Genomic DNA, 15312 nt, shown 5'->3' with positions numbered 1-15312 from the left:
TGCCGATGCATGCCGAGCTGACTATACGCGACGCCCAGGACCACGCGGCGCGATTCGGATGCCGCTCAGCTGACGACACGCCGCCCCTCGAATGCTCGTCCGAGAGTGACCTCGTCGGCGTATTCGAGATCACCACCAACGGGCAGGCCGGATGCGAGCCGGGTGACCCGGATCTCGAGTGTCGTGAGAAGCCGAGAGAGATAGGTCGCCGTCGCCTCGCCCTCGAGATTCGGGTCCGTCGCGATGATGACCTCCTGTACCGTGCCGTCAGCGAGGCGCTGCATGAGCTGACGGATGCGCAACTCGTCGGGGCCGACGCCGTCGATCGGGCTGATCGCCCCCCCGAGCACGTGGTAGAGCCCGCGGAACTCACGCGTGCGTTCGATCGCGACGACGTCCTTCGCCTCCTCGACCACGCAGATGAGAGCGGGGTCGCGACGAGGATCACGGCAGATCGAGCATGTCTCCTCCTCAGCGATGTTGCCGCAGATGCTGCAGAATCTCACCTTGTCACGCACGGTCATGAGGATCTCGGCGAGGTGCGTCACGTCGAAGTTCTCGGTCTGCAGAATGTGGAACGCGATACGCTGCGCAGACTTCGGACCGATGCCGGGCAGCCGCCCGAGTTCGTCGATGAGTTCCTGAACGATTCCTTCGTACACCGGCTAGCCCTGCTGGTCTCTCGCGGTCACGCGCACCGTGTTATCGTGCGCCTGCTCCTCGATGAACGTGGCGCCGAGAATCTCGCGGACGACGGACTCCCCATAACGCTGAACACCGTCCACGGATGACGCACCGCCGACAGTCGCTGCGCGTGGCGGCGTCCGCGCTGCAGGCTCCGACGCCCGAGACGGATCGGCGACCGCCACCGGTCGGGCCGGTGACGCGGCGACGGGCGGTTGCTCGGCAACCGGCGGCTCGAAAGGCGGCTCGTCATCGAGTGGCGGAGCGTCTTCATCGCGCGGGAACGCGGGTTCGACCTCCCCCTGTGGCATGGCTGGGTCGGAACTCGGGATCGCGACGACCGCCCAGCCGCCAGCCGGTGCCGGAACCTGGGCCGATGGCGATGCCTCAGGCTCAGGCTCAGGCTCAGGCTCAGGCTCAGGCTCAGGCGACACAGAACCCGACTGGACCAGCCGAGCCGCCTCATCCCGACCAGACTCTGCGGGAGCCGGAGCGCGGTCTGGAGCCGCCGGTGCCGCCGGACTGCCGTCGACCTTCGCGACGAGCCTGGGAGTGAAGCCGAGCACGGCAGAGACCGCCTGCTTGAGATAGTCGCCGACCCCCTGCCCGGGCGCCGCCGCCTGCTTGAGGTTGTCGACGTCCTTCTCGCTCGGGAACGACAGCACCAGCACCTCGCCGTCGCGGAGTTCCCGCACCGTCGCCGTCAGGAGCACGATCCACGCGCCCATCTTGGCCGTCTTGATGGCGTCGAGGATCTCGGGCCAGGCGTCCTTGACCTGCTGGAGGGTCACGGGGCCGATGGCCGCCGTGGTGCCGGATACCGGAACCGACGCTTCCTCTGAGAACGTTGCACTGTGCTCCTCCGACGGGGACGGAACCGAAATCCCGGCGGGAGTCGCACTTCGGGAGGCTTCGCTCCGCTCGGCAGACGGGGAGACGCGCTGAGCGGTCTCGACCGCCGAGGGACCTGAACGCTGCGGAGGCGCCGAAGCCCGGCCCGATTCTCCCTTCCCCATGGCCTTCCCCTGGGCGTCGCTCCGCTCGGCGGATTGCGGAGGAGCGGAAGAGACTCCGGCGGCGTCCGTCACTCCCACACGGCGTTCCAGGCGTTCGACGCGAGCGAGGGCGCCGCGCTCTGTCTCGTCGCTCGAGGGCACGAGCGTGCGTGCGACCATGAGTTCGAGGTGGAGCCGTGGCGATGTCGCACCGGTCATCTCGGTGAGCGCGGCGTTGACGATGTCGGCCGTGCGCGAGATCTCGGCCTGGCCAAATCGTGCCGCCTGCACGGCCATGCGGTCCAGCTCGTCTTGTGCAACTCCCCGCAGCACCGCGGCGGCGCCCTCGGGCGAACTCGCCCCGACGATGATGAGGTCGCGCAAGCGCTCGAGCAGGTCTTCGACGAAACGCCGTGGATCCTGCCCCGTCTGGATCACCCGGTCGACGGCTCCGAAAGCCGCGGCGGCATCCCGTCCGGAGATGGCGTCGATGACCTCGTCGAGCAGCGCCCCGTGCGTGTAACCGAGCAGCGCGACCGCACGCTCGTAGTCGACCGTCGCCGACTCGGAGCCCGCCATGAGCTGGTCGAGCAAAGAGAGGGTGTCGCGAGGCGATCCACCGCCGGCGCGCACGACGAGCGGCAGCACACCCGGGGCGACCGTCACACCCTCGGCGGTGCACAGCGTCTGCACGTACTCGAGCATCTGAGCCGGAGGAACGAGGCGGAAAGGATAGTGGTGGGTGCGCGAACGGATCGTGCCGATGACCTTCTCGGGCTCGGTCGTCGCGAAGATGAACTTCACGTGCTCCGGCGGCTCTTCCACGATCTTGAGCAGGGCGTTGAAGCCGCTCGCGGTGACCATGTGCGCCTCGTCGAGAATGAATATCTTGTAACGATCTCGCGCCGGGGCAAAGATGGCGCGTTCGCGCAGATCGCGAGCGTCGTCGACGCCGCCGTGGCTCGCGGCATCGATCTCGACGACGTCGAGCGACCCGCTGCCGTCGCGCGAGAGCTCAACGCAACTCGGGCACACGCCGCACGGGGTGTCCGTCGGCCCCTCAGCACAGTTGAGGCAGCGGGCCAGGATGCGCGCCGAGGTCGTCTTGCCGCAGCCGCGCGGCCCGCTGAACAGGTAGGCGTGGTTCACGCGGTTGGTGCGCAGGGCGGTCATGAGCGGCTCGGTCACCTGTGACTGTCCGATCATCTCGGCGAAGGTTTCTGGCCGATAACGGCGATAGAGAGCGGTGACCACGCGTCAATGCTACTTGGCGGCACCGACAGCAGGGTCGTGCGGGCCACGTCGGAGCTCGGAGGCGCTCACAGCGCTCGTGCCGGCATCCGGCAGCACACCGCGGGGAAGGGCCGTGTCGGCCGGCCGCGCGACTAACGCCGAGGGTGTCGGGCGCCGCCCGCGCAGTAGTCACCACGTCTATTTCTTCTCGCGACCCGTTCTGGTGCTCGTGTCTCCACTAGGGGACATTCGCGCCGACCGTCGATCGCACCACACCGGGTCGACGAGGAGAGAAAGAGGCGACGATGTGACTGCGGTCCCAGCCAGCGGGGGATTGGCCAGGACCGCAGCACTCATGAACGGCTAACTAGAGAGCCGTCCACGCCTGACCAGCAGCACGCCAACGCCGCCTATAAGAAGGACGAATGCGCCGAGGACGGCCGCCAGAGCGCCGTCGACGCCGGTCGCTGCAAGACCGCCAGACGCCTTGTAGGCGAATGCACCGGGGAGCGTTCCCGTGCCGCACGCGCCCGCCCCGACGATCGTTACCGGCACGATGCCGGTGCCCGCGGGCGAGACTGCCGTTATCACGGTGTCGCTCACGACAGTGAAGCTGAGCGCCGACTTGTCACCGAACCGTACCGCTGTCGCCCCGGTGAAGCATCTGCCCGTTATCGTCACAGTCGTCCCACCCGCTTCCGGACCGGTCCCCGGGTCGACCGTGTCGACAACCGTCACCGCGTCGTAGAGGAACGGCAGCGGATCGGACACCCCTCCCGGCCCGGCCACGACGACGTCGACAACGCCGGGAGCATGGGCCGGGCTCGTGACACGGATCTCTGTGTCAGACACCACCACGAAGCCCGTGCCCGGCGCCCCGCCGAAGGTGACGCCGGTCGCACCCGTGAACCCGGTGCCGATTATCGTGACGACGGTACCACCGGTCTCCGGCCCGTGATCGGGAGTGAGCGAGGTCGCATCCGGTGCCGGCAGGTACTCGTAGCCGCCCGGCAGGGTGCCGGTGCCACATGTGCCGCCACCGACGACCTGGATGTCGACCACGCCGACTCCCGCGGGAACCACCGCGGTGATCGTGGCATCGTCAACGACCGTGAAGCTCGTCGCCGGGACTCCGCCGAAGGTGACGCTCGTCGCGCCGGTGAAGCACTGGCCGCTGATCGTGACCGTGTTGCCGCCGCCGACAGGCCCCGACCCTGGATCCACACCGTCGACCCTGGTGACAGGGGTGAAGGTGAAGGTGCCCGGTGCCGAAGAGCCCCCGGGACCGGTGACGATCACAGCCACGGCACCCGGTGCATGCACCGGTGTCGTGACCGTGATCGTCGTGTCGTTCACGACCGTGAACGCCGATCCGGCGACACCGCCGAATGTCGCACCCGTCGCCCCCGTGAACCCGGTGCCCGTGATCGTCACCACCGTGCCGCCCGTCTCCGGACCGCTCGGGGGAACGATCGACGAGATCGTCGGCGCCGGGATGTACGTGAACGGCAGCGGCCCGGACGTTCCGCCCGGCCCCGTCACGACGACATCGACCGTGCCGGTTCCTGGAGGGGAGGTCACCGTGATCGTCGTGTCGTTCACGACCGTGAACGCCGATCCGGCGACGCCACCGAATGTCGCACCCGTCGCACCCGTGAACCCGGTGCCCGTGATCGTCACCACCGTGCCGCCCGCTTCGGGACCGCTCGTCGGCGAGAGCGAGCTGAGTGCAGGAACCGGCAGGTAGCTGAAGCCCTGCGGTGCCGAATCGCCGTTCGGCGAGGTCACGATAACGTCGACGACACTCGGCGTGTGAGGCGGGCTCGTGACCGTGATCTGCGTGTCGCTGTTCACCGTGAACGCCGTCCCGGCGAGCCCGTCGAACGTGACACCGGTCGCACCGGTGAACCCGGTCCCCGTGATCGTGACGACCGTCCCACCGGTCTCCGGACCTTCGGAGGGCGTGAGTCCCGTGATCGCCGCAGCGGGCAGATAGGTGAACGTGGCGGGAGCCGAGTCGCCGTTGGGGTCGAGCACGATCACGTTCACGGGGCCGACCGCATGCGGTGGGCTCGTGACCGTGATCTGCGTGTCGCTGTTCACCGTGAACGCCGTCCCGGCGAGCCCGTCGAACGTGACACCGGTCGCACCCGTGAACCCGGTCCCCGTGATCGTCACGACCGTCCCACCGACGACAGGACCACTCGTGGGGCTGAGCCCGGTGATCGCGGCCGCAGCGATGTAGGTGAACGTGGCGGGAGCCGAGTCGCCGTTGGGGTCGAGCACGATCACGTTCACGGGGCCGACCGCATGCGGTGGGCTCGTGACCGTGATCTGCGTGTCGCTGTTCACCGTGAACGCCGTCCCGGCGAGCCCGTCGAACGTGACACCGGTCGCACCCGTGAACCCGGTCCCCGTGATCGTCACGACCGTCCCGCCGACGACAGGACCACTCGTGGGGCTGAGCGACGAGATCGATGACGCCGGGTCGAGTGCGTTCGGTCCGACCCTGGCGGTGCCCAGATCGAGTTCGAGCGCATCGACAAGCGGCAGAACGGTGACTCTGAGCGCGGTCTCGGTGAAGACTCCGGCTGCGGTCGACTGATTGTTGACCGTAAGGGTGAGCACCTCGTTGAGCACCGGTTTCAGGGCCGGGATGAGCGTGCTCGTCACAGGCGCCAGTACGGTGCCGCTGAGCGCGCCGATCGCGTCGGTCAGCGCCGTGAGCGGCGGGGTGAGGGCGGCGAGCACCGTGCCGAGGCCACCGGGAAGCGTGAGTCCTGTGCCGAGGAGCACGAGGCCGCTCGTGTCGCCGGCGAGGAGTGCCCCAACGGTGGTGTCGAGCGTCAGGATGTCCAACCCCAGGAGCGAGGCGGAGCCTTGCACGGTGATCCCGTCGACCGCGCTGAGCAGGGCGGCCTCCACATTCGTGAGAAGGCCGGTGACGAGGCCGAGGACCCGGTCGGTGATCGTGTTGATCGTCGCGTCCGTCAGGATGTCCGTGTTCGCCGGGAGTCCGTTGAGGGCGGTGATCTGGTCGAGATCGACGGTAACAGTGCCGGTCGCGAGATCGAGCGTCACCCCCGGGTAGGCGGGATCCGCGAGCGGGCCCGTCGTGAGCCCGCTGATGGTCGCGGCGAGGTTCGGGGCGCTCACCGAGAGATTGACCGAGACGACGCCGAGCGAAGACAGCAGTCCGCTCAGCGCGCTGGTCAGGGTCGCGTCGAGACCGTCCACCGTGGTCTGTAGCCCAGCGACCTGCGTGTTGATCGCGCCGACGAGATTTGCGACCGTCGGGCTGTCGAAGCTCAGTTGCGCATCCGCGATGTCGTAGCTGCCGCTCGCGGCTGCGGGAGCAGCCTGGCTCGCGCGGCCAGCGACTGCATCGACGGAGAGCTCCAGATTGGCGAGTTCCGCGAGCGTCGTCGGCGGGAGGCCGAGGGAGCCCACGACCTGACCGAGGCTGAGGTGCAGTGGTCCTGGTGCGACTCCCGGAGCCGGAGTGATACCAGTGCCGATGTCGCCGCTGTCGGAGACCAGGCCGGATGCCCCGACGGAGGAGCCGTTCGCGAGCGCGCTCGCATACTGCGAGACCACGCCGGCGTCGGCGAGGTTCAGCGGAATCTGAATGCCGCCGGGGACATTGATGTTGACCAGCCCGAGCACGCCGAGGTCGAGATTGTTCGCGTTCGTGACATCGGATGTGCCGTCGCTCGTCGCGGTCTCGCCGCCCAGGCTCGCCACGAGGGCTGTGTTGAGGTCGATCAACGAACCGGAGAGGAATTGTCCTTCCGCATGCGAGGAGTCGCCTGGCGCGGCCTGCGCGACATAGATTCCTCCGCTCGCGAACAAACCCACGATGACCGTGGCAGCGACGAGCCTGAATGCTCTGCGCGAAGACTGTGACGCACGATGACGGGGTTTTTTTGGACTGGAATCGATGAAACGACGCACGGTTCTCTCCCACGACGTACCCGGCGTCTGCGACTACTGGGCCCCCGCCCCGCAATCCATCGAAATACTTCCGTCACACCGTAGCCGTCACACCGGCTTCGCTGCAAGAGAAATTTCCTCAGCTTCCCAAATACGGGGATCTGTGCTTTCCGGAGTTTATATTCCTCTCGACGTACGCTACGGTGATCGCATTACGATGCGGCAATCTTCGGAAAGTCGACCCGAGATCGTATAGCAATTCAGCAATGTCATTGACGACAATCATGCGCGAATCGGGGCATCATGGATCAATCCGAACTCTTCTCGTCACCGCCACGACGTGGACCGAGCCGCAAGTTCAAAGCCGTTCTCGCCGGAGGACTCGCCCTCGGGGTCGGGGCCGCCATCACGCTCGCCGCGTGGAATGACTCCGAGTTCGCCAGCGGGACCTTCGCCGCCGGCAGCTTCGAAATCGAGGGCAGCACCGACGGCACGACCTTCGGCGACCACGAGCCGGCAGCCTCCGCTGCGACCCTCGCCTTCGCGCTCGACGCAAACAAGCTCGCACCGGACGAGCCTGTCTACGCCGCCTTCGCGGTGCAGCTCAAGGCCGGATCGACGAATGCTGCTAGTGTGAGCATCGCCGCGAGTAGCGCAGCACCGATCGCCGGGTCGCTGAACTACTCCCTCGTGAGCACCGCGACCTTCGGATGCGATGCGGCGGCCTTCGCGGGCGGAGTGGCGCTCGTGACGGATGCTGCGACCACGACGAGTTCGGCCGCAGGCATCATCCCGCTCGTCGCGGTCTCCACTCCGGTCGACCTCTGTTTCAGGGTGACACCGTCGACTTCTCTACCGCCTGGAACCGCTTCGGGCAGCGTGCTGTGGGAGTTCACAGCCGTGTCGACGACTCCGATCCCCTAGCCGAACATGAGTCGCCACAGATCGGCGTCACGAGACGACGACGTCGGGTTCACGCGACTCCGCGCGGTGCTCGCCGGCGCGCTCGTCCTCGGCGTCGGAGCGACGCTCACGATGGCCGCGTGGACGGACACCGAGTACGCGAGCGGCTCGTTCGCCGCGAGCACCTTCAGCACGGAGTCGATGACGGCGACGACAAGCTGGGGGAGCCACGACACGGCGCCGGGTGCGGCCCTCCTCGCGTTCAACGCGAGTGCCATGTCGCCGGGGGCATCCGCGTTCGCATGGGTCAATGTACGCACGACGTCTCCGACGACGGTGAGCGGGACGATCACCCTCGACTCGGTCGCGCCGTCCGGTGCGCTCGTGCCCGCGCTCGAATACCGTGCCGTCCGCACCGCCGCCACCACGACGAACTGCGATTCCACGGCGTTCACCGGCGGAACGTTCATCGCGGGCGGCGCATCGACGTACATCGCGGCCGGTTCCGTCCCTGCGTCTCCAGTGAGCAGCCCCCTCGCCGCGGCCGGCGGCGAGGTTCGGTTCTGCTTCGAAGTGCGCGTAATCGCCTCTGCCGCGAACACCTTCCAGGGCACGACGGCGACTCTGGTATGGAAACTCGGCGCAACCTCCAGTTCGTAGATCGGGGTGACATGGCACGAAGTCGGCGTGGCGTCATCGGCGGCGTCGCGCTCAACCTCGCCGCGGTCGGCGGTCTGCTCTGCATCGCGCTCACATGCCTCGCGTTCTTCCTCGGAGTGACCCTCATCATGTTCAAGACGGGCTCGATGGGTCCGACGATCCCCGCCGGTTCTCTCGCCGTCGTCCGTGAGATCCCCGCGAGCGAGGTCGTCGTCGGCGATGTCGTGACGGTGGATCGAGCGGGCGCACTGCCGATCACGCACCGGGTGGTCTCCATCTCTCGCTTCGGCTCAGGAAGCCAACGCAGCCTCGTCCTGAAGGGCGATGCGAACGAGGTTGAGGACCCGCTTCCCTACACGGTCGACTCCGTGCGGATGGTGCTGTGGTCGGCGCCGGGCCTGGCCTACGTCGTCGTCTGGCTCGCCAATCCCTGGGTGCTCGGATCGCTCACGATCGGGTCGTCCGCCCTTGTCACGTGGGCATTCTGGCCGCGGGGCGAGCGAGCGATCCGTCGAACGGGTCGCCACTCCCCCGGCGTCGCGAGCACGGCGCTCGCCGTCCTCGTGATCTGCTCCGTCGGGACCGTCGCCGCCGATCCCCCGTCGGCGGCTGCCGCCCCGACGGAGCAGATCTTCACGGGACGGTACATCACGCTGACGACGATCAGCGACGAGCGAGCCATGGCGAGCCTCGCCTCCGGCTCGCCTGTGCGCTGGGAGGTCGGCGTCGCCGCATCGCCCCCGGAACCAGGGGAGGTGAAGATACTGCTCTCGGGAGCGGGAAGCGCCGAGCTGGGACTGCTCGCGACCATCCGCTCGTGCCGCGAACGCTGGACGGACTCGGATTGCGCGACAGGGGCGTCGATCATCGCCGACGCCGAGCCCCTCCCAGTCGACGGTGTCGAGCGATTGATCGAGTCCATGCCGTCGTCGGAACAGCGTTGGCTGCTCTTCGAGGTGTCCATGCCAGGGAGCCCGGTTCAGGACGATGCTGCTCATACGGTGGTGCTCCGCGTGCACGCCTCGGGTTCCGGCGACGACGCCTCGACCGTTCCCGGCGCGATCGGCGGTCTCTCGGCCACGGGATCGGAGCTTGCGAGCCTCCTCGCCGCCGGAGCCGTGGCCATGGCCCTGGGAATCGCATTGCTCGTCACTGCGCAGATCTTCATCGCACGGAGGAGGCGACGCGCCGGATGAGTCGCCCGACCGCCTCGGAACGGCGCGTATCGTGCGCGACGCGCGCGCTTCTTCTCGCCGCCGGTGCTCTCGCAGCGGTCGGCATGCTCCTCGTCGCCCCGGCCGCATCGGATGCGTCGTGGGCGGATGCCGAGCAGGCGTCATCCGGAACCCTGCAGGCGTTGACCGTCCCCGCGCCCGTCATCACGAGTTGCACGGCGAAGAACGTGCTGATCGTCGGCGCTCAGGTGGACATCACCTGGACCATCGGCGGCGGCTACACGAGCACCAATGTGAGCTACGCGGGCGGCGCATCGTTGTTGAGTCTGCTTCCCATCTCGATCGGAAGCGGCGTCACGACCACCGGCCCGGTCGGGGGCGTGTACTCGACCCGTTTCCAGGGCGGCCTTCTCTCCGGAGCGCTCGGCGGCGACGTCTATCTCGTGCTTCAGACGCAAGGCCCTGGTGGCTGGACATCCAAGCAGTCGTATGTGATCGGGACTCTGCCCGTGCTGGTCGGCACCGGTAGCTGCTCGATCCACAACGGCTAGAGCAACCGACCAGACGGGAGGCCTTCGGGAACTACGGAGGCCGATTCCGCGGATTGGGGCCTCCCGTCCGCACGAAGGCCTCCCTTCCGGCCGGTACAGGCGAGGGTCTGGCGCGCGATCTCGAGCTCTTCGTTGGTCGGCACGACGAGCACGGTCACGGATGAGTCGTCTGAGGAGATGACACGCGCGATTCGCGACCGGGCCTCGTTCCGCTGCGGGTCGATCCGGATACCGAGCCCCTCGAGCCCCTCGAGCGCCCCAGCGCGCACGAGCGCGTTGTTCTCGCCGACGCCCGCCGTGAAGACGATCGTGTCGAGGCGTCCGAGCTGCGCATAGTACGCTCCGACATAGTGCTTGAGCCGGTGCAGATAGACCTCGAAGGCCAGACCGGATGGGCCGTCGCCTGACTCTGCTGCCGCGATGACATCGCGCATGTCGCCTCGGCCGCTCATGCCGAGCAGACCGCTCCCCCGGTTGAGCAGTTCGTCGAGCTCGTCGACGCCGAGGCCTGCCTTGCGGTGCAGGTGAAAGAGCACGGCTGGATCGATATCGCCGGAGCGCGTACCCATGACCAGGCCTTCGAGCGGCGTCATCCCCATGCTCGTCTCGACCGAACGTCCTCCGGCGACGGCGCACGCCGACGCCCCGTTGCCGAGGTGGAGCACGATCTGATTGAGCTCTTCGACTGGGCGTCCGAGGAACTCCGCCGCCGCGCAGGACACGAAGCGATGCGAGGTGCCGTGGAAACCGTAGCGGCGGATGCGGAACCGCTCGGCGAGACCCGCGTCGATGGCGTAGCTGAACGCCGCCGGCGACAGGGTCTGATGGAACGCCGTGTCGAAGACGGCCACATGGGGCACCGACGGGAAGGCGCTTCTGGCCGCCTCGATGCCCTGGACAGCGCCGGGATTGTGCAGCGGAGCGAGCGCGGCGAGATCCTCGATGTCGCGCACGACCGCCGGCGTCACAATCGTCGGCTGGTGGAACCGCGCACCACCATGCACGACGCGGTGGCCGACGGCGACGGGAGCGTTGCCCTCGAGGGAAGGCCCGTGCTCGCCGAAGGCGTTGAGCATGAGGGCGAATCCGGAGGTGTGGTCGGGGATCGGGGTCTCGAACGAGGTCTCGTCCTGCTGCTCGCCCGTACCGCTCACGGTATGGATGACCCGGCCGAGTTCCTCGCCGATGCGCTCGACGAGCCCACTCGCCAGTCGTCGTTCCGTCAAGATGTCGATGAGCTGGTACTTGAACGACGACGAGCCCGAGTTGACGACGAGAATGCTGCCGCTCACGACGTGGCCGCCTGGATGGCGGTGATCGCGACGGTGTTGACGATGTCCTGAACGAGCGCGCCACGGGAGAGATCGTTGATCGGCTTGTTGAGGCCCTGCAGAACGGGTCCGATCGCCACTGCGCCGGCGCTGCGCTGCACAGCCTTGTAGGTGTTGTTGCCCGTGTTGAGATCCGGGAAGACGAACACGGTCGCGCGACCGGCTACGGTCGAACCCGGCATCTTCGTGGCCGCGACCGCGGCGTCTGCGGCGGCGTCGTACTGGATAGGCCCCTCGACCGGCAGCTCCGAGCGGCGCCGGCGAACGAGCGCGGTCGCAGCGCGCACCTTGTCGACGTCGGCCCCCGAGCCCGACTCGCCCGTCGAGTAGGAGAGCATCGCCACGCGGGGCTCGATGCCGAACTGCCGTGCCGTCTCCGACGACGAGATCGCGATATCGGCAAGCTGTTCCGCCGTCGGATGGGGGATGACGGCGCAGTCACCGTAGACCAGAACCCGGTCGGCGAGCGCCATGAGGAACACACTCGAGACGACCGACACCTCCGGTCTGGTCTTGATGATCTCGAAGGCGGGCCTGATGGTGTGCGCCGTGGTGTGCGCCGCACCGGACACCATGCCGTCTGCGAGGCCCAGGTGCACCATCATGGTTCCGAAATACGAGGAGTCGGTGACGGTGTCACGCGCCTGGTCGACGGTGATGCCTTTGTGGGCGCGCAGTCGCGCATACTCCTGAGCGAACTTGAACCGCATCACATCGTCGAAGGGACTCACGATCCGCGCCTCGGCGATGTCGAGCCCGAGTTCGATGGCACGCGAACGCACCTCGATCGGTTCGCCGAGGATGGTGAGCTCGGCGATGCCCCTGGCGAGCACCGTCGCCGCCGCGCGCAGCACCCGGTCGTCGTCGCCTTCGGGCAGCACGATGTGACGGCGGGCGGCGCGGGCCCGTTCGATGAGACCGTACTCGAACATGAGCGGGGTGACCACGGCAGCCCGGCTGAGGTCGAGGAGGTCGAGGAGCGCTTCGCTGTCGACGTTCGCTTCGAAGAGCGCGAGAGCGGTGTCGCGCTTGCGGCTCGAATCGGCGGCGAGCCGGCCACGGGTTCGTGTGATACGCAGGGCCGTGTCGTAGCTGCCGAGGTCGGTGCGGATGATCGGCAGCGGCGATCGCACGCCGGCGATGAGCCGTTCGATCGGCTCCGGCAGCGCGAAGCCGCCGTTGAGCACGATGCCGGCGAGCGACGGGAAGGTACTGGAGGCGTTCGCGAGCAACACGGCGAGCAACACCTCGGTGCGGTCTGCTGGCACGACCACGACGGCTCCTTCGATGAGCCGGGGCAGGACGTTGTCCATCGACATCGCGGCGACCACCACGCCGAGGGCCTCACGCGCGAGCAACTCGGGATCGCCCTTGATGAGCGTGCCGTCCGTCGCCTCCATGATGCCGCGCATCGTCGGCGCCACGAGCACGGGGTCCTCGGGGATCGCCCACACCGGCACCGAGGTGCCGGCCGATAGCAGTGCAGAGGAGACCGCTTCCGTGGTCTCGGCAAGCAGCTCGGCATCCGCACGGTTGACGATGCAGGCGAGCAACGAAGCGTGCGCGTGGCGGAGTTCGACGAGCGCGAGCTCGGCGAGATGCTGCACGTCTGCCGGACTGCGCGGATCGGACTGGCCGAGCCGCTCACCCTGTGCCTGAGCGATGCGACCGCCGAGCACGAGCAGCACCGGCGCCCCGAGATTCGCGGCGATCCGCGCGTTGAATCCGAGTTCGGTCGGGCTGCCGACATCCGTGTAGTCGGATCCGACGATGACGACCGCATCGCATGCGGCCTCGACCGCCTTGTACCGCTCGACGATGTGCGAGAGTGCCGCATCGGGGTTGGCGTGCACATCGTCGTAGGTGACGCCGACGCAGTTCTCGTAGGGCAGGTCGACCGTCGCCGAGGCGAGCAGGAGCTGCAGCACATAGTCCGGTTCGACGGTGGAACGCGCGATCGGGCGGAACACCCCGACGCGCGCGGCCGTATGGGCGAGGGTCTCGATCACCCCGAGCGCGATCGTGGACTTACCGGTGTTGCCCTCGGCCGAAGAGACATAGATGCTGCGCGTCACCCCTCCAGCCTAAGCGGGAGAATGCCGGTGCCCGCCTACGATGTCGTCGCGCGCCGGCCACGCGGACTTGGAGTCGCGGCGGAAAGATTAGGAAAGATTAGGTCTGACTGGGGGCGGTGATCGTGAAGCCGGTCGTCGTGTCGCTCCGACCGGTGCCGGTGTCAGGCATGCGCGGCACCGGCCGAACATGGGCGAGCCCCGGAGTCGGTTCCGGTGGCTCGAGGCATGGATGGTCGCGTCAGTGTCGCCGACCGCGATCGAGGTGGGCTTCACCGTCAACGAAAAAGGACCCCTCGCGCACCCGCCAGCGCCCGGTTACCCTTGCTACGTTTCCGTCCTGGGGGAGTTGGCCTGGATGGCGCCACGCGAGGAGCCACTGACTACTTTACCGTGCTCACGCGGCAGCTTCTGCTTCTCCCTCTGTTCGCCAGCGCCATCGCCATCGCCATCGCCGATGATGGCGCGGCCTCTCGTTAGGCGCATCCACCGCGCGCCGTATGCACATCCGCCGCGCCGCGAGCAGCACCGCTTCCCGTCGGGTAGGATTCTCTGTGGCTTGCTCCTTCGAACCGGGAGTGATCTGCCAGGAGGATTCGCCTAGTGGCCTATGGCGCACGCTTGGAAAGCGTGTTGGGTGAAAGCCCTCGGGGGTTCGAATCCCCCATCCTCCGCCCTCCGCCCTCCGCCCTCCGCCCTCCGCCCTCCGCCCTCCGCCGCGAGTGTGTCCGTTCCCGACGAGGCGTACCTCTATACCGGGAACACTCGTCGTGAATGGACACATTGGGCGCTTCGGGCGGGTTAGGCGAGATCACTCGAGACCAGACCGATGACGGGCGAGGTCTCGCTCGGATCCGGACTCGCGTTTTGGAGCCGCGCAAGCAGGCGACGTGCAAGCTTCATGAACTCCGCCGTGGCCGGCGAGATGGCACCGGCGCGCCGCGTGACGAAGGCATAGTGCTCCTCGACCGAAGGGTTGAGCGACACCCAGTGCAGCCCTCTGTCTGCGATCACCGAGCGCCCAACGTGGTAGGAGACGAGGGAATCCCCGGCCCCCTGCGCCGCTAGTTCGAGCGCATGGGTTTGGAACTCGACCTCGATTATTGGGCGCAGCGCCACACCGGCCGCTTGCGCTCTTTCCAGGAGGGAGACACGCAGCGGGTCGTCCTGAGACCACCGAGCCTCAGAGAGGATGAGGGGCCGAGTGGCGAGCGTCGCGATATCGATCGGCGTGCGTGTGCTCTCGGGGTTACGCGAGACGTAGACGACCCGGTCGACGAACACGCTGGGCGTCATCATGAGCTCGCGGTCGTCGATCGGAAGTTGCACAAGACCCGCTTCGATGCGGCCATCGCGCACCGCGTCGGCGACCTCGGCTGAATTGAGTCCGGTCACCTGGATACGTACCGCCGGGTGCAGAGCATGGAAGTCGCGGATGAGGTCGGTGAGCAGATAGAGGTGAGCGCTGTTGAACGTGCCGAACGACACTGTCCCCTCCTCGATCGCTCGCACTCGCCGCCCTAGCTCAGACATCTCGGCGATATCCGAGAGGGCACGTTCAGCGAGGGGGAGGAGTTGTTTTCCCGCGTCGGTGAGCAGCAGTCTCCGTGATGTGCGGGTGAACAGACGAAGGCCGAGGATCTGCTCGAGAACCCTGATCTGCTCGGACAGGCTCGGCTGCGCGACGCGACGATCCACCGCTGCGGCGGCGAAGGTACCCAGCCGTGCCGCGGTGATGAAGTACTCCAGTTGACGGACCGTTGGCGATGGCATCC

At 67.6% G+C, this 15312-nt stretch carries 10 protein-coding genes, 1 tRNA gene and 1 other RNA gene; 5 read left to right on the top strand and 7 right to left on the bottom strand.

Annotated elements, in window-relative coordinates:
* Positions 1-65: 65 nt before the first annotated feature.
* The 3 genes from recR to ACFQB0_RS00730 form a co-directional block, all read right to left on the bottom strand.
* Positions 66-662, bottom strand: coding sequence for a recombination mediator RecR (recR, locus tag ACFQB0_RS00740; RefSeq protein WP_386726315.1), 597 nt, complete (start codon positions 660-662; stop codon positions 66-68).
* A 3-nt stretch (positions 663-665) separates the two neighbouring features.
* A complete protein-coding gene (locus ACFQB0_RS00735; protein ID WP_386726312.1) occupies positions 666-2933 on the bottom strand; it encodes a DNA polymerase III subunit gamma and tau in 2268 nt (755 codons plus the stop codon).
* A gap of 342 nt (positions 2934-3275) precedes the next feature.
* Positions 3276-6770 (bottom strand): IPT/TIG domain-containing protein, encoded by a 3495-nt coding sequence (locus tag ACFQB0_RS00730; RefSeq protein WP_386726311.1) that lies wholly within the window; start codon positions 6768-6770, stop codon positions 3276-3278.
* A 378-nt stretch (positions 6771-7148) separates the two neighbouring features.
* Here ACFQB0_RS00730 and ACFQB0_RS00725 point away from each other — a divergent pair, with 378 nt between their 5' ends.
* The 4 genes from ACFQB0_RS00725 to ACFQB0_RS00710 are packed head-to-tail and all read left to right on the top strand — an operon-like array spanning position 7149 to position 10134.
* On the top strand, positions 7149-7769 hold the full coding sequence (locus tag ACFQB0_RS00725; protein WP_386726310.1) for a SipW-dependent-type signal peptide-containing protein: 621 nt from the start codon (positions 7149-7151) through the stop codon (positions 7767-7769).
* A 6-nt stretch (positions 7770-7775) separates the two neighbouring features.
* Complete coding sequence (locus ACFQB0_RS00720) at positions 7776-8408, top strand: SipW-dependent-type signal peptide-containing protein (RefSeq protein ID WP_386726307.1); 633 nt, start codon at positions 7776-7778, stop codon at positions 8406-8408.
* Positions 8409-8419: 11 nt separating this feature from the next.
* Entirely contained in the window at positions 8420-9604 is a 1185-nt protein-coding gene (locus ACFQB0_RS00715; protein ID WP_386726304.1) for a signal peptidase I, read from the top strand.
* A complete protein-coding gene (locus tag ACFQB0_RS00710; protein WP_386726301.1) occupies positions 9601-10134 on the top strand; it encodes a hypothetical protein in 534 nt (177 codons plus the stop codon). Before ACFQB0_RS00715 ends, ACFQB0_RS00710 begins: the two co-directional genes overlap by 4 nt.
* Here ACFQB0_RS00710 and ACFQB0_RS00705 read toward each other — a convergent pair.
* The 3 genes from ACFQB0_RS00705 to ffs all read right to left on the bottom strand — a co-directional run bounded on the left by ACFQB0_RS00705 (position 10131) and on the right by ffs (position 13918).
* The gene (locus ACFQB0_RS00705; RefSeq protein ID WP_386726299.1) at positions 10131-11426 is read right to left on the bottom strand and encodes an acetate/propionate family kinase; all 1296 of its coding nucleotides are present in this window, start codon (positions 11424-11426) and stop codon (positions 10131-10133) included. The two genes, ACFQB0_RS00710 and ACFQB0_RS00705, sit on opposite strands and share 4 nt — an antisense overlap.
* Positions 11423-13540: a phosphate acetyltransferase gene (gene pta / locus ACFQB0_RS00700; protein ID WP_386726297.1), complete on the bottom strand. Its 2118-nt coding sequence runs from the start codon at positions 13538-13540 to the stop codon at positions 11423-11425. The genes ACFQB0_RS00705 and pta overlap by 4 nt, the downstream gene beginning before the upstream one ends.
* Before the next feature lie 281 nt (positions 13541-13821).
* Positions 13822-13918, bottom strand: an RNA gene (ffs, locus tag ACFQB0_RS00695) — signal recognition particle sRNA small type.
* A gap of 208 nt (positions 13919-14126) precedes the next feature.
* On the opposite strand from ffs, the gene ACFQB0_RS00690 reads away from it, so the two are divergent.
* Positions 14127-14211, top strand: a tRNA-Ser gene (locus tag ACFQB0_RS00690).
* 127 nt (positions 14212-14338) lie between these two features.
* Here ACFQB0_RS00690 and ACFQB0_RS00685 read toward each other — a convergent pair.
* Positions 14339-15310 carry a LysR family transcriptional regulator gene (locus tag ACFQB0_RS00685; RefSeq protein WP_386726293.1) on the bottom strand — a complete coding sequence of 324 codons (972 nt, stop codon included), beginning with the start codon at positions 15308-15310 and terminating at the stop codon, positions 14339-14341.
* Positions 15311-15312: the final 2 nt, after the last annotated feature.

This window comes from Luethyella okanaganae, assembly GCF_042660285.1.
GTDB lineage: Bacteria > Actinomycetota > Actinomycetes > Actinomycetales > Microbacteriaceae > Luethyella > Luethyella okanaganae.
The sequence above is the reverse complement of the archived record's forward strand: the minus strand, read 5'-3'. Positions and strand labels throughout refer to the sequence as shown.

Excerpts from the sequence above, each read along its gene's own strand:
- ACFQB0_RS00725 (WP_386726310.1), top strand. The coding sequence starts at position 7,149 with ATGGATCAATCCGAACTCTTCTCGTCACCGCCACGACGTGGACCGAGC.
- ACFQB0_RS00720 (WP_386726307.1), top strand. The coding sequence starts at position 7,776 with ATGAGTCGCCACAGATCGGCGTCACGAGACGACGACGTCGGGTTCACG.
- ACFQB0_RS00715 (WP_386726304.1), top strand. The coding sequence starts at position 8,420 with ATGGCACGAAGTCGGCGTGGCGTCATCGGCGGCGTCGCGCTCAACCTC.
- ACFQB0_RS00710 (WP_386726301.1), top strand. The coding sequence starts at position 9,601 with ATGAGTCGCCCGACCGCCTCGGAACGGCGCGTATCGTGCGCGACGCGC.
- ACFQB0_RS00685 (WP_386726293.1), bottom strand. The coding sequence starts at position 15,310 with ATGCCATCGCCAACGGTCCGTCAACTGGAGTACTTCATCACCGCGGCA.